Origin of the sequence: Paenibacillus sp. ATY16, assembly GCF_003399985.2 — a bacterium.
Lineage (GTDB): Bacteria > Bacillota > Bacilli > Paenibacillales > Paenibacillaceae > Pristimantibacillus > Pristimantibacillus glycanilyticus.
Genome location: NZ_NMOK02000002.1, coordinates 294,326 through 308,536 on the forward strand (window position 1 = coordinate 294,326; position 14,211 = coordinate 308,536).

The 14,211-nt window shown below is 51.1% G+C and carries 16 protein-coding genes; all 16 read left to right on the plus strand.

Going from position 1 to position 14,211, the window contains the following annotated elements; all coding sequences use genetic code 11:
- The first annotated feature begins 2 nt into the window (after positions 1-2).
- The 16 genes from CFI03_RS02240 to CFI03_RS02315 all read left to right on the plus strand — a co-directional run bounded on the left by CFI03_RS02240 (position 3) and on the right by CFI03_RS02315 (position 14,144).
- Positions 3-617, plus strand: a complete 615-nt coding sequence (locus CFI03_RS02240; protein ID WP_248756333.1) for a nucleotidyltransferase family protein — start codon at positions 3-5, stop codon at positions 615-617.
- Positions 614-961: a 2Fe-2S iron-sulfur cluster-binding protein gene (locus CFI03_RS02245; RefSeq protein ID WP_127494190.1), complete on the plus strand. Its 348-nt coding sequence runs from the start codon at positions 614-616 to the stop codon at positions 959-961. Before CFI03_RS02240 ends, CFI03_RS02245 begins: the two co-directional genes overlap by 4 nt.
- Before the next feature lie 66 nt (positions 962-1,027).
- The gene (locus CFI03_RS02250; protein WP_248756334.1) at positions 1,028-1,747 is read left to right on the plus strand and encodes a DUF3939 domain-containing protein; all 720 of its coding nucleotides are present in this window, start codon (positions 1,028-1,030) and stop codon (positions 1,745-1,747) included.
- Between the two features lie 272 nt (positions 1,748-2,019).
- Positions 2,020-3,498, plus strand: a complete 1,479-nt coding sequence (spoIVA, locus tag CFI03_RS02255) for a stage IV sporulation protein A (protein ID WP_127494186.1) — start codon at positions 2,020-2,022, stop codon at positions 3,496-3,498.
- A gap of 300 nt (positions 3,499-3,798) precedes the next feature.
- Positions 3,799-4,920, plus strand: coding sequence for a sugar ABC transporter substrate-binding protein (locus tag CFI03_RS02260; RefSeq protein ID WP_248756335.1), 1,122 nt, complete (start codon positions 3,799-3,801; stop codon positions 4,918-4,920).
- An 83-nt stretch (positions 4,921-5,003) separates the two neighbouring features.
- Positions 5,004-6,518, plus strand: coding sequence for a sugar ABC transporter ATP-binding protein (locus tag CFI03_RS02265; RefSeq protein ID WP_248756336.1), 1,515 nt, complete (start codon positions 5,004-5,006; stop codon positions 6,516-6,518).
- Positions 6,515-7,504, plus strand: coding sequence for an ABC transporter permease (locus CFI03_RS02270; RefSeq protein WP_201003558.1), 990 nt, complete (start codon positions 6,515-6,517; stop codon positions 7,502-7,504). The genes CFI03_RS02265 and CFI03_RS02270 overlap by 4 nt, the downstream gene beginning before the upstream one ends.
- Positions 7,505-7,668: 164 nt before the next feature.
- Positions 7,669-7,944 (plus strand): HU family DNA-binding protein, encoded by a 276-nt coding sequence (locus CFI03_RS02275; RefSeq protein ID WP_127494178.1) that lies wholly within the window; start codon positions 7,669-7,671, stop codon positions 7,942-7,944.
- A gap of 215 nt (positions 7,945-8,159) precedes the next feature.
- A complete protein-coding gene (mtrB, locus tag CFI03_RS02280; protein WP_127494174.1) occupies positions 8,160-8,381 on the plus strand; it encodes a trp RNA-binding attenuation protein MtrB in 222 nt (73 codons plus the stop codon).
- Between the two features lie 135 nt (positions 8,382-8,516).
- Complete coding sequence (locus tag CFI03_RS02285; protein WP_248756337.1) at positions 8,517-9,074, plus strand: hypothetical protein; 558 nt, start codon at positions 8,517-8,519, stop codon at positions 9,072-9,074.
- Positions 9,075-9,197: 123 nt separating this feature from the next.
- Positions 9,198-10,049 (plus strand): heptaprenyl diphosphate synthase component 1, encoded by an 852-nt coding sequence (locus CFI03_RS02290; protein ID WP_248756338.1) that lies wholly within the window; start codon positions 9,198-9,200, stop codon positions 10,047-10,049.
- A 20-nt stretch (positions 10,050-10,069) separates the two neighbouring features.
- Positions 10,070-10,816, plus strand: a complete 747-nt coding sequence (locus CFI03_RS02295) for a demethylmenaquinone methyltransferase (protein WP_248756339.1) — start codon at positions 10,070-10,072, stop codon at positions 10,814-10,816.
- Positions 10,813-11,688: a UbiA-like polyprenyltransferase gene (locus CFI03_RS02300; protein ID WP_248756340.1), complete on the plus strand. Its 876-nt coding sequence runs from the start codon at positions 10,813-10,815 to the stop codon at positions 11,686-11,688. The genes CFI03_RS02295 and CFI03_RS02300 overlap by 4 nt, the downstream gene beginning before the upstream one ends.
- A complete protein-coding gene (locus tag CFI03_RS02305; protein ID WP_248756341.1) occupies positions 11,682-12,311 on the plus strand; it encodes a UbiX family flavin prenyltransferase in 630 nt (209 codons plus the stop codon). The genes CFI03_RS02300 and CFI03_RS02305 overlap by 7 nt, the downstream gene beginning before the upstream one ends.
- Positions 12,308-13,165 carry a menaquinone biosynthesis protein gene (locus tag CFI03_RS02310; protein ID WP_248756342.1) on the plus strand — a complete coding sequence of 286 codons (858 nt, stop codon included), beginning with the start codon at positions 12,308-12,310 and terminating at the stop codon, positions 13,163-13,165. The genes CFI03_RS02305 and CFI03_RS02310 overlap by 4 nt, the downstream gene beginning before the upstream one ends.
- Before the next feature lie 4 nt (positions 13,166-13,169).
- A complete protein-coding gene (locus tag CFI03_RS02315) occupies positions 13,170-14,144 on the plus strand; it encodes a polyprenyl synthetase family protein (protein WP_248756343.1) in 975 nt (324 codons plus the stop codon).
- The last annotated feature ends 67 nt before the right edge of the window (positions 14,145-14,211 follow it).

Consider the following 14,211-nt stretch of genomic DNA (forward strand, 5'->3'; position numbering starts at 1 on the left):
CAGTGATGAACAAAGAAATATCCATAGAGAATTCTCTTGCTGCAATCGTCCGGCTGCTCGAGGGTACTCGTGCTGAATGGGTTCTTGGCGGAAGCGCAGGTCTAATGCTGCGTGGTCTGCCGCTACGGGATAAACCGAATGATATCGACTTGTATGCCGACGATGAAGATTACGATCTCATATACGAGCGGCTGAAGCCGTATGCTTCCGATACGAAGGAACTGAGCGAATGCGGTAATTACCGGTCCATCCTTAGTCATTTTGTCATTGAAGGCATTCCGGTAGAACTGGTCGGCGGCTTTGTCGTCCGTTCGGAAGGCTCGCGTTATATAACCGAAGTCCGTAAATTGCTGAAACCGTATTCGGAGCAATTTGTTGTCAAGAACGGGCAAGAGGAGCTGTATGTTCCGGTTGTTCCGCTTGCGCATGAGCTCTGGTTCAATAAACTGAGACAACGCGAAGACCGGCTGCAATTGATCGTGGATCATTACATTAAAGAGGAATCGCTGCATGAGGCCGCCCGATTGCTCCTTGAACAGCGGAATGTGTTTACTCTGGAGACCAAGAAGCAAATGAATCAACGGCTTTCCGGCAAACAGGCAGGTGCTCCCAAATGAGCGGAAGGATTACGTTCTGGCCTTCAGGCACTACGATTGAAGTAAAGCCGGGAACTCCGATCCTCTCGGCGGCGAGAAGGGCCGGCGTGCTCATTCAGACACGCTGCGGCGGTAACGCGGCCTGCTTTATGTGCAAGGTGAAAATACGTCCGGGAAGCGACCTGATGCCTATCGCGGATGAGGAGAAGCGTAAACTTGCCGGTCTGGAAGAAGAGGGCTACAGGCTTGCCTGCCAGGCTAAGGTAAGAGGAGTGGTTCAAGTCGACGTGCCGCTTGATCCGCTTCGAGCCGCCGTTCAGAAGCTTCTGGCGAAGCAGGCGGAAGAAAAAGACGAGTTGTGGTAGAACGAGGAGGAGCAGCAATTGATGCGGGTGAAAAAGAGAAATTCATTGTCTGGAGCTTCTGGCCGTATGGCAATGCTTACTATACTGATCGTGACCGTATTGTCACTAAGCGGCTGCATGTACCCCAAAAGCGAGCTTAAGCAAAATCAGGCCGCGCCAAAGGAAGCCGTCCGGAATGTCCAGGCGGCTATTGATCAATACCAGTCGGAGACCGGGATGCTGCCTATGAAAAACAGCAGCGCCGATACGCCGGTCTATGAAAAGTTCCAGGTTGATTTCACGCAGCTGAAGAACAAGGGATATCTAAGCTCGATACCAACCGCAGCTTTCGAGAATGGCGGCAATTATTATTTCCTGATCATTAACGAAGAGACTAAGCCGCAAATCAAGCTGATGAATCTGGTTACCTATCAGCAGATCAATGACATTCAAAGCTGGGTGAACGATTATAAGAAGAATCACGATAACGAGCTGCCGAAAGGCGAGGCCGCTTACCCAGGCTATTCTTATATCGATTATAAAGCGATGAACAAAAAGGCGCCGGAACTGCGCAGCGATTATTCCTTCCAGACGATATCGGCCATTATGGACGAGTCCGGCCAAGTGTATGCGGATTACGGAATCGACATTATGCAAGCCATGCAGAAGAAGGGCGACACGGGTATTTCGGCTGACACTGATCTACGTACCGTTCTGGTTGATTTCGATATGTTTGTACCGGTCAAGGCGCCGGTCTACCACTGGGTGAATAAAGAACCGCAGGCCGTTTCGGAGCAAGGCAAATAAGCGGAAAACACGAATCCTTATTACCATCCTATACGGACCGGTAGTGAGGATTTTTTGGTATAGAAATCTTTACATCTTCATATAACTCAATCTTGGAAGGGCAAGAGCGTGACTGACTTAAGGGAAAAATTGTGAAAGGAATCGGAATATTCGGTAGGCTAGGACAATATGATATTACTAGTCCAACAAGCTGTACGAGTTGCGTCGCTGGCCTGCCCTCTGAGTCCGGTGGAAGGCGGCGAACCGGAAAATCAATTGGGAGGGGATATTCAGTGGAGAAAGTGGACATTTTCAAGGATATAGCCGAACGTACCGGCGGGGATATTTACCTCGGGGTAGTAGGGGCTGTCCGTACGGGCAAATCAACGTTTATCAAGCGGTTTATGGAAACGGTCGTGCTTCCGAATATTGCAAGCGAAGCCGAACGCGTGAGAGCCGTTGATGAACTTCCTCAAAGCGCCGCGGGTAAAACAATCATGACAACTGAACCGAAGTTTGTACCGAATCAAGCGGTACAATTACGCGTCAGTGAAGGACTTGATGTAAACGTCAGGCTTGTGGACTGCGTTGGTTACGCCGTCGAAGGGGCGAAAGGCTATGAGGATGAGAACGGCCCTCGCATGATTACCACGCCTTGGTTCGACGAACCGATCCCGTTCCAAGAGGCGGCGGAGATCGGCACCAGAAAAGTGATTCAAGAGCATTCGACTCTTGGCGTTGTAGTGACAACGGATGGCTCCATCGCCGAAATCCCGCGCGCATCCTATGTAGAGGCAGAAGAGCGCGTGATCGGCGAATTGAAGGAAGTCGGCAAACCGTTCGTACTTATCATTAACTCCACACGTCCTCGCAGTGAAGAAGCGATTCAGCTTCGCGGGGAACTGCAGGCCAAATACGATATTCCGGTAATTACGATGAGCGTTGCGACTATGGGCGAAGAAGAAGTGATGTCCGTCCTGCGCGAAGTGCTCTACGAATTCCCGGTTCACGAAGTCAACGTTAATCTGCCAAGCTGGGTAATGGTTCTGAACGAGAACCATTGGCTGCGCAGCAACTACGAAAATTCCGTGCGCGATACAGTGAAAGATATTCGCAGACTGAGAGACGTCGACCGCGTTGTCTCGCAGTTCTCCGATTATGATTTCATTGCCAGAGCCGGCCTCAGCGGCATGAACATGGGCCAGGGCGTAGCGGAGATCGATCTCTTCGCGCCGGATGAACTGTATGACCGCATCCTGATGGAAGTAGTCGGAGTTGAAATCCGCGGCAAGGATCATCTGCTCCAGCTGATGCAGGAGTTCTCGCATGCGAAGCGGGAATACGACCGGTTCGCGGAAGCGCTCGAGATGGTTAAGGCTACAGGCTACGGGATTGCGGCGCCTACGCTTGCGGAGATGGCTCTGGATGAGCCGGAACTCATCCGTCAGGGCTCCCGCTTCGGCGTTAGGCTGAAAGCGACTGCGCCTTCGATACACATGATCCGCGTGGACGTTGAGTCCGAATTCGCGCCAATCATCGGGTCGGAGAAGCAGACCGAGGAGCTGGTCCGTTATTTGATGCAGGACTTCGAGGCAGATCCGATCAAGATCTGGGAGTCCGACATCTTCGGAAGATCGCTCCATTCCTTAGTTCGGGAAGGCATCCAGGGCAAGATCGCCATGATGCCGGACAATGCGCGCTACAAGCTGCAGGAGACCCTCGGAAGAATTATTAACGAAGGTTCCGGAGGACTCATTGCCATTATCCTTTAAAGCTAGATTAAGAGGACGGTTGAACCGGTGTAACGCCGGATCAGCCGTTCTTTTTGCGCTGTGCGGCGTTAAGCCGATGCTGTAACAAATTATTCATTGCAATTATCCGTTGTGATTAATATAATGGCAATTGTTGAACGTTTCGATCTTTTTCGACATTTTCATTCGTGTTTGTCGAGCTTTTCCCATTTTTATGAAAGTAATACTTAAATTCCGATTGACATACTTGGTAAAAATGATATGATTACAAATAGATCATTTCATCTATCATTTTGGTTAGATAAAAAGGGAGAGAAGAACATGAAAAAATGGGGTAAACTTTCTTTAACGCTGCTTGTTGCTATCGTTCTTGTCATTGCATCGGCATGCGGCAACAGCAAAAACAACAACTCTGCTAATTCCGAACCTAGCGGCAATGCGGCAGCTAACGCATCGGAAGCGCCTGCAGCATCGGGCAACAGCGAGCTTGACGCACTGAAAGGCAAGAAAGTAGCACTCGTTATGCAATTCAACACAGGCACATTTTCTTCGCAATACGTAGAAGGCGTGAAAGAGCAAGTTGAGAAGTTCGGCGGCTCTGTTCAAGTTTTCGCTTCCGATAATGACCTGGCTAAAATGTCTTCCAACCTTGACGCGGCTGTCAACCAAGGCTTCGACGGTATCCTGATCGACCATGGACAAGCAGGCGCTCTGGAACAAGGTATCAAGAAAGCACAAGAAAAAGGCATCAAAGTTGTCGTATTCGACGCAGACGTAAAAGTAGACGGCGTACCTGTTCTGCAGCAGGATGACCAATCGATGGCTAACCTTACGCTTGAACAGCTGGCTAAAGACGCTGGCGGCAAAGGCAACATCGTTAAAGTATGGGTAGCTGGCTTTGCTCCAATGGAACGCCGTGAAGTGGCTTACAAAGCGTTCCAAGAGAAATACCCTGACATTAAACAAATCGCGGCATTCGGCAACGCTAACAATCCTGCAATGGACACGCAAGCGCAAATGGAAGCGATTCTGAAGCAATATCCGAACAAAGGCGACATTACGGCTGTATGGGCGGCATGGGATGAATTCGCAAAAGGCGCCGCACGCGCAATTCAGCAAGCTGGCCGTACTGAAATCAAAGTATACGGTATCGACATGAGCGACGAGGATCTTCAAATGATCCAAGACAAGAACAGCCCTTGGATTGCTTCGGCTGCCGTAGATCCGAAAGATATCGGCCGCGTTCAAGTTCGTACCCTGTACAAAGAGTTTAAAGGCGAGGCTAACGATCCAATTACCGTGCTTAACGCCGTATACGTAAGTCGCGACGAGCTGCCAGCCGACAAAGTAAGCACAACTCAATTGTCCCAATATATCAATGGTTGGGGAAGCAGCACGCAAAACTATGAAGACTGGATGAAAGAGCTGGAAGGTTCGAAATAATCCAGAGGCTTAATGCTTGCGAAGCAAGAATGGCGACGCCATTCTTGCTTAGTCTTTAACGAAACGCTGGAGAGGTGCACAACATGAGTGTTGCAAAGCAATTGCAAATGAAGGGGATCCGGAAAGCCTTTTCCGGCGTCCCCGCCCTCCGCGACGTCGAATTTAACCTGCTAAGCGGCGAGGTTCACGCGCTGCTTGGTGCCAACGGCGCAGGTAAAAGTACCCTGATGAAAATTTTATCGGGTGCTTACAGCCAAGACGAAGGCACGATTACAATCGACGGGCGGCAAGTTCATATTGGTTCACCTGGGGATGCCAAACATTTGGGCATCCATTGTGTTTATCAGGAAGTCGACACGGCTCTTGTTCCGCAGCTGAGCGTGGCGGAGAACGTTATGCTTGACAGCATTTCCAGCAAAGGCAGCAGCCTATGGCTGAACTGGCGCAAGCTGGAGAAGCAGGCGGAAGCAACACTGGCGCGGCTTGGCGCATCGATTCCGGTCAAAAAGAAGGCAGGGGAGCTGACGCTCGCCGAGAAGCAGCTTGTGCTTATTGCCAGACTGCTGACGGAGAAAGCAAAATACGTTATTTTCGACGAACCGACCGCACCGCTGAGCCTGGAAGAAGCGGAGCGGTTATTCCGTGTTATCGGGCAGCTCAAAGAGGAAGGAATCGGTATCGTATTTATTTCCCACCGGCTTCCGGAAGTATTCCAGCTCTGCGATCGCATTACGGTTATGCGCGACGGTGAGCGCGTGTTGACCGAGTCCACTTCATCGTTAACGATTGATGACGTAGTCCAAGCTATGCTGGGCCGGGTATTCGAGGAAGAATTTCCGAAAACGGAGGTTCCGATCGGTGATCCGCTTCTTGAGGTGTCGGGCGTTACGCGCGCCCATCATGTCCGCAATGTAAGCTTTAATGCCCGCAGCGGTGAAGTCGTTGCCATTGTTGGTCTAGTCGGAGCAGGCAAGACAGAGCTGTCGAGAGTTTTGTTCGGCGCCGATAAGGCAGATAGGGGTAAAGTGACCATCGCGAAGAGGGCGGTTAACAACAGCGAACCGGCGGATGCCATAGCCGGCGGCATTGTGCTGGTGCCGGAGGAACGGCGGAAACAGGGCATTCTTGTAGGAGAATCGGTTCAGAACAACTTAAGCCTGCCGATTCTGAAGCTGCTGACGAGAAGCGGGTTCCTGTCGGGGAAGAAAGAGTCGAACAACGCTGCCGCGATTATCGGGAAGCTCGGGATCAAGACCTCTTCTCCCAATCAGAAAACCGGTCAGCTGAGCGGTGGCAACCAACAGAAAGTTTCCATAGGCAAGTGGCTTCCCACCGGTGCGGAGGTCTACCTGTTCGATGAGCCGACAAAAGGCGTGGATATCGGCGCAAAAAGCGATATTTTCCGGATTATCGGATCACTCGCCGAGCAAGGAAAAGCAATTGTTTACTTAACATGTGAATTTGCAGAAGCGATGGGTATCGCCGACCGAATCCTCGTCATGTGCGACGGCGCAATAGTGAAGGAATTTGGCCGGGGCGAAGCCACGCAAGAGCTGCTGATGCTTTATGCAAGCGGCGGCAAGGAGGAGCAGGCATGAGAGAGAAGTCACTAGATTTCATTTTTAAATTCGGATCATTACTTGTTATTGCCTTAGTCATCCTATTCTTCTCGATGTGGGATGAGCATTTCTTTACGTACGCGAATTTATCGGATATTTTACGGTCTATTTCGATTACGACCTTTGTTGCGATTGGCGTAACCTTCTCTCTGACGGTTGACGGCTTCGACTTGTCGGTAGGCTCTACCGTATCGTTGACGACGGTTGTCACGGCCGCCTTCATGGTCTGGTACGAGCAGCCGGTTGTCGTCGTTATTATTGTTGCTCTATTGATTGGCGCATTGGTAGGTTTGTTGAACGCGCTTCTGATCGTCAAAATCCGCATTCCGGACATGCTGGCCACATTGGCGGTCATGTACATCGTTGGCGGCATCCATAAGACCTATACAAAAGGTTATTCGATCTACAACAACATGCCGATGCCTGACGGATCTACCGCCCCGGGCAAGTTCAGCGAGTCGTTCCTGTGGCTTGGCCAAGGCAAGCTGCTTGGCATTCCGGTTCCGGTGGTGCTCATGATCATTGCCGTTATCGCGGTTCACCTGTTCTTTAAATACACCCGCTGGGGACGCCAGATGTATACAACGGGCGGCAACGAAGAAGCTGCTCGGCTGTCCGGCGTTCGTGTGCGCCGTATCCGTACGTTCGCTTACATCGCTTCCGGCATTTTTGCGGCTATCGGCGGCATTCTGTATGCGGCGCGTGTCGGCACGGGCCAGATTGATGCCGGCGCTCCGATGATGATGGAATCGGTCGCTGCCGTCTTTATCGGTTATTCCGTGCTTGGCGCGGGACGTCCTAACGTAATCGGTACGTTCTTTGGCGCGATCCTGATCGGCGTGCTTCTGAACGGCATGACGATGATGAAAGTACAGTACTATGCCAACGACATTGTCAAAGGCGTAGTTCTTGTCCTTGCGCTTGCCGTTACCTTTATTCATTTGTCCAGAAGACGAAGCGGCTAAAAAGAAAAATGGATGAAAGTACGCGGAACCTCTATAGGCTACTTGAAATTGGAAATCGGCTGTATTACTATAAGTTTGTTTGATGTTGAGGTATATTTTTCAAGTTTTCAGTAAATAAGAGGGATAAGATGACTCTTCATTTGCCTTTAGGGGAGGTGAAACAAATGAACAAGACCGATTTGATTAACAAAGTGGCTGAACTGTCCGATCTGTCGAAGAAGGATGCAACGAAAGCGGTTGATGCCGTATTCGAAGCCATCTCCGATGCCCTTCAAAGCGGAGACAAAGTACAACTGGTTGGCTTCGGTAACTTTGAAGTTCGCGAACGCCAAGCCCGTAAAGGACGCAATCCGCAAACAGGCGAAGAGATTGATATCGCTGCAAGCAAAATGCCTGCATTCAAGCCTGGCAAATCTCTTAAAGACCTCGTTTCCAATTAATTGCTTTCGTATAGCGCCCGAACGCCAACGCGTCCGGGCGCTTTCGTTTTTCGGTCGTATTGCCAAGTCTTGCATGTCGGAGCCGGTCTATAGTATAATCGAGCCCGATGCTAGAGCAGTCATCGCGGTGAGCGGCGAATGCTTACGAAGTAAGAATTATCACAATTGGCTGAAAGGAAGCAAATTGTGTGACAATTCTTTTTAGGAGGGTTAAGATGGAGCCGAATCAAGGCGATTACATCGTTATCAAAGCGAAGGATCAAGGCGTTCAGGTGATTGGCCTCACGCGTGGTCAGGATACCAAGTTCCATCATACGGAGAAGCTGGACAAGAATGAAATCTTGGTTGTTCAATTTACGGATCATACATCGGCAGTCAAAATCCGCGGCAAAGCTTCCGTCATGACCAAGCACGGTACGGTGGATACAGACCAGTAAAACATTGCTCGGACAAACTCCCTCGCGCATAATATGCGCGTTGGGAGTTTTTTTGTGCATAGCTTGGCAGCATCGGTTGTAAAATGGGATATAAGGGATTTTTGGAGCGTTTACTAGGATCGGAGGGATTCCGTTATGCGAAAGGCCTATTTGACGGCGCTGGGAGCGGCGCTTGCGGTAACGGCGGTGATTGGCCTAATGCCTCATTCCGGAATCGGTCCGGGTAAGGGAAAAGGCGAGGTGGCCGTCTTTCATCCCTCCGAGATGAAGAGGCTGACAAGCAGCAATCTGGTTGATGCCATCGTTGGCCTGCAGTTGACCGGAAGAGTAGGCAAGGTACAGTGGACCCAGGCCGTGCTGACCGTTGAAATGCGCGCGGACGACGAGAAGCAGACGGAGCGTTGGTACAGGGACATGGAGAAACTGATCAGACTGTCTTTCGACCAGATGGAAAACGTAAATCGGCTGCTGATCCGCTATGTCGACTCCAAATCGGACGGCCAGCTGCTGTTTGCGGCAGATGTCCGCAGAAATGACAATTGGCTTGGCGAGAACTTTAACGAGTTAAGCGACGCCGATCCTCTGCATGACGAGCTGTGGAGGAAGCGTCTGAGAATCGCGTATACCTCCTTGCTCGAGGAGAGGCTGGGACCAATTGATACCTATTCTACCGCACCCCTTCCAGCTTCCTGACGGAGTTGTAGCCAAATATTGAACAATTTGACCTTGGCGGCTTGTTTCGTATGCTCATGACCTAAAGTTGTGCTATAATAGTTTAGATTATTTAGCGGCAATATCTGTTCGGAGGCTTACCCCATGAAACCTTATCGTATCAACGAACTCGCATCCAAGTATGTCGAGTATGACATGATTCAAACTTACACCGAGCTGCCTGCTTTTCCCGACCCGAGGCTAAGGCTGCTTCATGCCGTGTTAAGCGAGCATGAATCCCTGGAGCCTAAGAGCGAACTCTACTCGCTTGTTGTATCGCTGGTACAGCTGGGGATGGATACGCATGACCTGATCGACACGGAGGAAACCCGGCGCTCAGAGAACGAGATGAGGTCAAGACAGCTGAAGGTACTGGCCGGCGATTACTTCAGCAGCCGTTTCTATCAGCTTTTGTCTCAAGCCGGGCAGATCGGAATGGTATCCAAGATCAGCGCCGCGGTATGCGAAGTAAACCGATTAAAGATGGATCTTTATACCAAGATGCAGAAATCCCAATTGAAGGCCGAAGAGTATTTGAACAAGCTGACGGAGCTGAGGAGCGAGATGTTCCAGCTGTTCAGCGGTATGATGGAAGGCGCGTTCGTGAAGCTTTGGCCGGAGATGCTGGAGGATGTAAGCCGTTGCGAGACGGTTTTGGATGAAATGAATCGCTTTGATTCACCATCCCGGTTTTATCAAAGCTGGGCTTATTGGCATGTCATGCAGGAAGGCACGCCGGAAGAACAGCAAAGCCTCTCCCGGAAGACGGAGCATTCGTTTATTCATGACCTGCGGGGCAAATACGAGCTTCAAAGCAGCCTGGTCTCCAAGCTGAAAGCCGCATCGGACAGTCTTCGCAGCACGGCGGCAAAGCTGGAGTCCGACCGGCTGAAGAACGTCATTCAGGAATTGGCGGATTCCTTCCTGGAGAAGATGGCAGCCCGCACCAGGGCTTAACGAAACGAGGGATATGACAGATGAATGCAAACACAAGCTCTGAATCAAGTTCAGGCTCCAGCTCGAAAGAACATGTGCATGCGCTATTCGAGAACATAGCGCCCAAATACGATATGATGAACGATCTGCTCAGCTTCCGCAGGCATAAGGCGTGGCGGAAATTTACGATGCGCAAGATGAGCGTGCAGCAAGGTCAGACCGCACTGGATTTGTGCTGCGGTACTTGCGACTGGACGATAGCGCTTGCGAAAGCAAGCGGCACGGGTCAGGTTACGGGACTCGACTTCAGCCAGAACATGCTGGACGTCGGTACCGTCAAGGTGAAGGGCGAAGGCTTGAATAAGCAGATCACGCTTGTGCAGGGCAACGCGATGGAGCTGCCTTTTGCCGATAATTCCTTCGATTTTGTTACGATCGGCTTTGGACTTCGCAACGTTCCGGATTACCTACAGGTGCTGAAGGAAATGGAACGGGTCGTGAAGCCGGGCGGCAAGGTGGTATGCCTCGAGCTTTCCAAGCCGTTGTGGCAGCCTTTCAAAGGCATGTATTACTTATACTTTGAACGGATGCTGCCGATGCTCGGCAAATGGGTGGCGAAGCGCTTTGACGAGTACAAGTGGCTTCCGGATTCCTTGAAGCTGTTCCCCGACGCCAACCAGTTATCCGAACTATTCCGGCAAGCCGGGCTTCGTGAAGTACAAGCCTATCCGCTTACTGGCGGAATCGCGGCACTTCACATCGGTACAAAGGAGAAATCGCAGCAATGATTCGCAAACTACGCATTATTTTGGAAATGATAAAATTTGAACATTCCGTATTTGCTCTTCCATTCGCTTTTCTGGGAGCCGTTCTCGGCACGTTAGCGGTTGAGAAGAGATTGCCTTCCTGGGGCGAGATTGGCTGGATTGCGCTTGCGATGGTTGGTGCCCGCAGCGCGGCCATGAGCCTGAACCGGGTTATCGACAAAGCAATCGACAAAGCCAACCCGAGAACGGCGCAGCGGGCATTGCCGGCAGGCTTATTGAAATCGTTCGAGGTTATCTTATTTATTATCGTCTCCTTTGCTTTGTTGTTTATAGCAGCGGCAAACCTGGATCCCATCGCGATGAAGCTGATGCCAATTGCGGTTGTGATGCTGGTTCTGTATTCTTATATGAAAAGAGTTACCTGGCTCTGCCATGTATTCCTTGGACTTACGATCGGCTTGTCTCCGCTTGGGGGCTGGGTTGCCGTAACGGGGTCGCTGAATGCCGCGGCATGGGTATTGTATTTCACCGTAGCCCTTTGGATCGCGGGCTTCGATATCGTATACGCAACGCAGGATTACGAGTATGACCGCGACAGCGGACTTCATTCGATTCCCGCACGATTTGGTCTCTCCGGCGCTTTGTGGATCGCTAGAGGCTTCCATGTAATAACGGCAATAGGGTTCTTCGCTTTGTTCTGGATGACCGAATTGAGCTGGGTGTACCTCATTGGCACGGTCGCATCGATTCTGATGCTCTTCTACCAGCACTGGCTGGTAAGACCAAATGATCTGTCCCGCGTGCAAATTGCCTTCTTCGGCATGAACGGAACGCTGAGCGTTGTGTTGTTCGTATTCGCGATGTTTGATCTGCTGGTGGTGCACCAATGGTAGAAGCAAGCGGCGCAACAAGACCTAAACGCTGGGTAGTCGGAATAACCGGGGCTAGCGGGGCTATCTACGGAATCCGGTTGATCGAAGAACTGCTTCAAGCGAATTACCTCGTTCATGTCATCGTGACGGAAGCGGGATGGCGGGTATTGAAAGAAGAACTCGGCTGGGATACATCTCGCCGCCAAGCTGCATTGGAGCATCGGTTCGGAGAAGCCGTAACGGCCGGCCGACTGGTCTTCCATCCGAATGCCGATATCGGCGCCAGCATCGCAAGCGGTTCCTTCCAGGTTGAAGGCATGGCGATTGTGCCTTGCTCGATGGGTTCTCTTGCCTCGATGGCGCGAGGCATTTCGGACGACTTGCTGACACGCGCGGCGGACGTCATGCTGAAGGAAGGTCGCAAGCTTATTATTGTTCCGCGCGAAACGCCTCTGCATGCTATACATTTGGAGAACATGCTTACGCTTGCCCGGCTTGGGGTAAGAATCATTCCGGCAATGCCGGCCTTTTATTATAAACCGCAATCGATGGATGAAATGATTAATTTCCTTGTCGGCAAAGTGCTCGATAGCATGTCGATCGAGCATCAATTATTCAGAAGATGGGGAGATGACCTTACATGACGGGCAGACTGAATCCACTCCGAGTAGGCCGGATTGATTATGCGAACGCATGGCCGCTTTTTCACTATTTAGAGGATTATACCGAGCATGCCGGCATCGATATCGTGCTGAAGGTGCCGGCGGAACTGAACCGGTTGCTGCGCGAAGGGGAGATCCAGGTTTCGGCCGTATCTTCCTTTGCTTACGGGATGAACGACAAGGATTATGTCCTTCTCCCGCATTTATCGGTAGGGTCGGAGGGTAAAGTAAATTCAATCCTTCTATTCCTTAAACAACCGATCGGGCAGTCGTCACCGCAGCGAATCGCTGTTACGACAACGTCGGCTACGTCGGTCAACCTGCTTAAAATATTAATGAAAAAGTATTACGAGCTTGATCCCGTATACGAACCGGCCGAGCCTGATCTTGACCGGATGCTGGAATGGGCCGACGGCGCTCTACTGATCGGCGATCCCGCTATCCGGGAGTCTTGGGAAGACAAAGGCTTGACCGTTATTGATCTCGGTGAAGTGTGGAATCAGTGGACGGGACTTGCGATGACGTACGCCGTTGTAGCTGCCCGCAAGGAAGCGGTGGAACAGTCGCCGGAAGCTTTCGAGCGATTGTTCCGGGCATTTACGGCTAGCAAGGAGAAAAGCGTAGGAGATCTTACGCCGCTTATCCAGAAGGCTATGGAACAGCTTGGCGGCGATCCGGCTTATTGGCAAATGTACTTCACTTGCCTAAATTACGACTTTGGACCAAAGCAGCAGGAAGGCCTTGCGTTGTATTTCCGCTATGCCAGCGAGCTTGGCTTGCTCGATCACGACGTGAACCTGCATTTTTATAAAGAAGAAACTCTGCCGAACAGGTGAAAGAATGAAACTATTAGACATTTTTGCAAAGTTGAAAGGCGATATGTCCCGAATCGAGCAAGAGCTGGAGCGAAGCATTTCGTTCGGCGACGAGCTGCTTAGCGAGACGTCTCTTCACCTGCTGAAGGCAGGGGGGAAACGGCTGCGCCCCGTATTTGTGCTTCTTGCGGGCAAATTCGGCCATTACGACCTTGATAAACTGACGAAGGTAGCCGTGCCGCTTGAACTCATCCATATGTCTTCCCTGGTGCATGACGATGTCATTGACGATGCATCCACTCGGCGCGGTCAGCTAACCGTCAAATCCAAATGGGATAACCGGATTGCCATGTATACGGGCGATTATATTTTCGGCAGGGCGCTCACGATAGTAACAGAGCTGGATGATCCGTTTATCCATCAGATGCTCTCGAAATCTCTCGTGCAGATGAGCATTGGAGAGATGGAGCAAATCCGGTATTTCTTCAATACCGAACAAACGATACGAGATTATTTGCTGCGCATTCGCCGCAAGACGGCGCTGCTGATCGCGATCAGCTGTCAGCTTGGCGCGGCTGCGGCAGGCGCGGACCGGGCGACGCTCAACCGTCTGTACCGTTACGGTTACAATGTCGGGATGACCTTCCAGATTCGTGACGATATGCTGGATTTGTTCGGCACCGAGAAGCAGATCGGCAAGCCTCCGGGCTCGGATATCCGGCAAGGAAACATTACGCTGCCCGTCATTCTCGCCTTGAAGGATGACAAGGTGCGCGAACCTTTGCTGGAGCAAATTCGGATTATCCGCGAGCATAACGGGAATGTTGATACCAAACCGGCTATTTCGCTGATCAAAAGCAGCAAAGGCATTCAGCTGGCTGACCAGCTGGCGAATGATTACGTCAAAAAAGCTTTGGCCGCTTTAGAGGGATTACCGGGTATTGGAGCGAAGAAGAATCTGATTGACATTGCGCATTTCGTAGGTAAGCGTAACTACTAGGGGATGCGGTGCTTGAATTTGTTCCGCACCATTCTTTTAGCGAATGCTTACGAAGCAAGAATTGTTT

Coding starts and splice junctions, on each gene's coding strand:
- CFI03_RS02245 (WP_127494190.1), top strand. CDS start 614: ATGAGCGGAAGGATTACGTTCTGGCCTTCAGGCACTACGATTGAAGTA.
- CFI03_RS02250 (WP_248756334.1), top strand. CDS start 1,028: ATGGCAATGCTTACTATACTGATCGTGACCGTATTGTCACTAAGCGGC.
- CFI03_RS02260 (WP_248756335.1), top strand. CDS start 3,799: ATGAAAAAATGGGGTAAACTTTCTTTAACGCTGCTTGTTGCTATCGTT.
- CFI03_RS02265 (WP_248756336.1), top strand. CDS start 5,004: ATGAGTGTTGCAAAGCAATTGCAAATGAAGGGGATCCGGAAAGCCTTT.
- CFI03_RS02270 (WP_201003558.1), top strand. CDS start 6,515: ATGAGAGAGAAGTCACTAGATTTCATTTTTAAATTCGGATCATTACTT.
- CFI03_RS02275 (WP_127494178.1), top strand. CDS start 7,669: ATGAACAAGACCGATTTGATTAACAAAGTGGCTGAACTGTCCGATCTG.
- mtrB (WP_127494174.1), top strand. CDS start 8,160: ATGGAGCCGAATCAAGGCGATTACATCGTTATCAAAGCGAAGGATCAA.
- CFI03_RS02285 (WP_248756337.1), top strand. CDS start 8,517: ATGCGAAAGGCCTATTTGACGGCGCTGGGAGCGGCGCTTGCGGTAACG.
- CFI03_RS02290 (WP_248756338.1), top strand. CDS start 9,198: ATGAAACCTTATCGTATCAACGAACTCGCATCCAAGTATGTCGAGTAT.
- CFI03_RS02295 (WP_248756339.1), top strand. CDS start 10,070: ATGAATGCAAACACAAGCTCTGAATCAAGTTCAGGCTCCAGCTCGAAA.
- CFI03_RS02300 (WP_248756340.1), top strand. CDS start 10,813: ATGATTCGCAAACTACGCATTATTTTGGAAATGATAAAATTTGAACAT.
- CFI03_RS02305 (WP_248756341.1), top strand. CDS start 11,682: ATGGTAGAAGCAAGCGGCGCAACAAGACCTAAACGCTGGGTAGTCGGA.
- CFI03_RS02310 (WP_248756342.1), top strand. CDS start 12,308: ATGACGGGCAGACTGAATCCACTCCGAGTAGGCCGGATTGATTATGCG.
- CFI03_RS02315 (WP_248756343.1), top strand. CDS start 13,170: ATGAAACTATTAGACATTTTTGCAAAGTTGAAAGGCGATATGTCCCGA.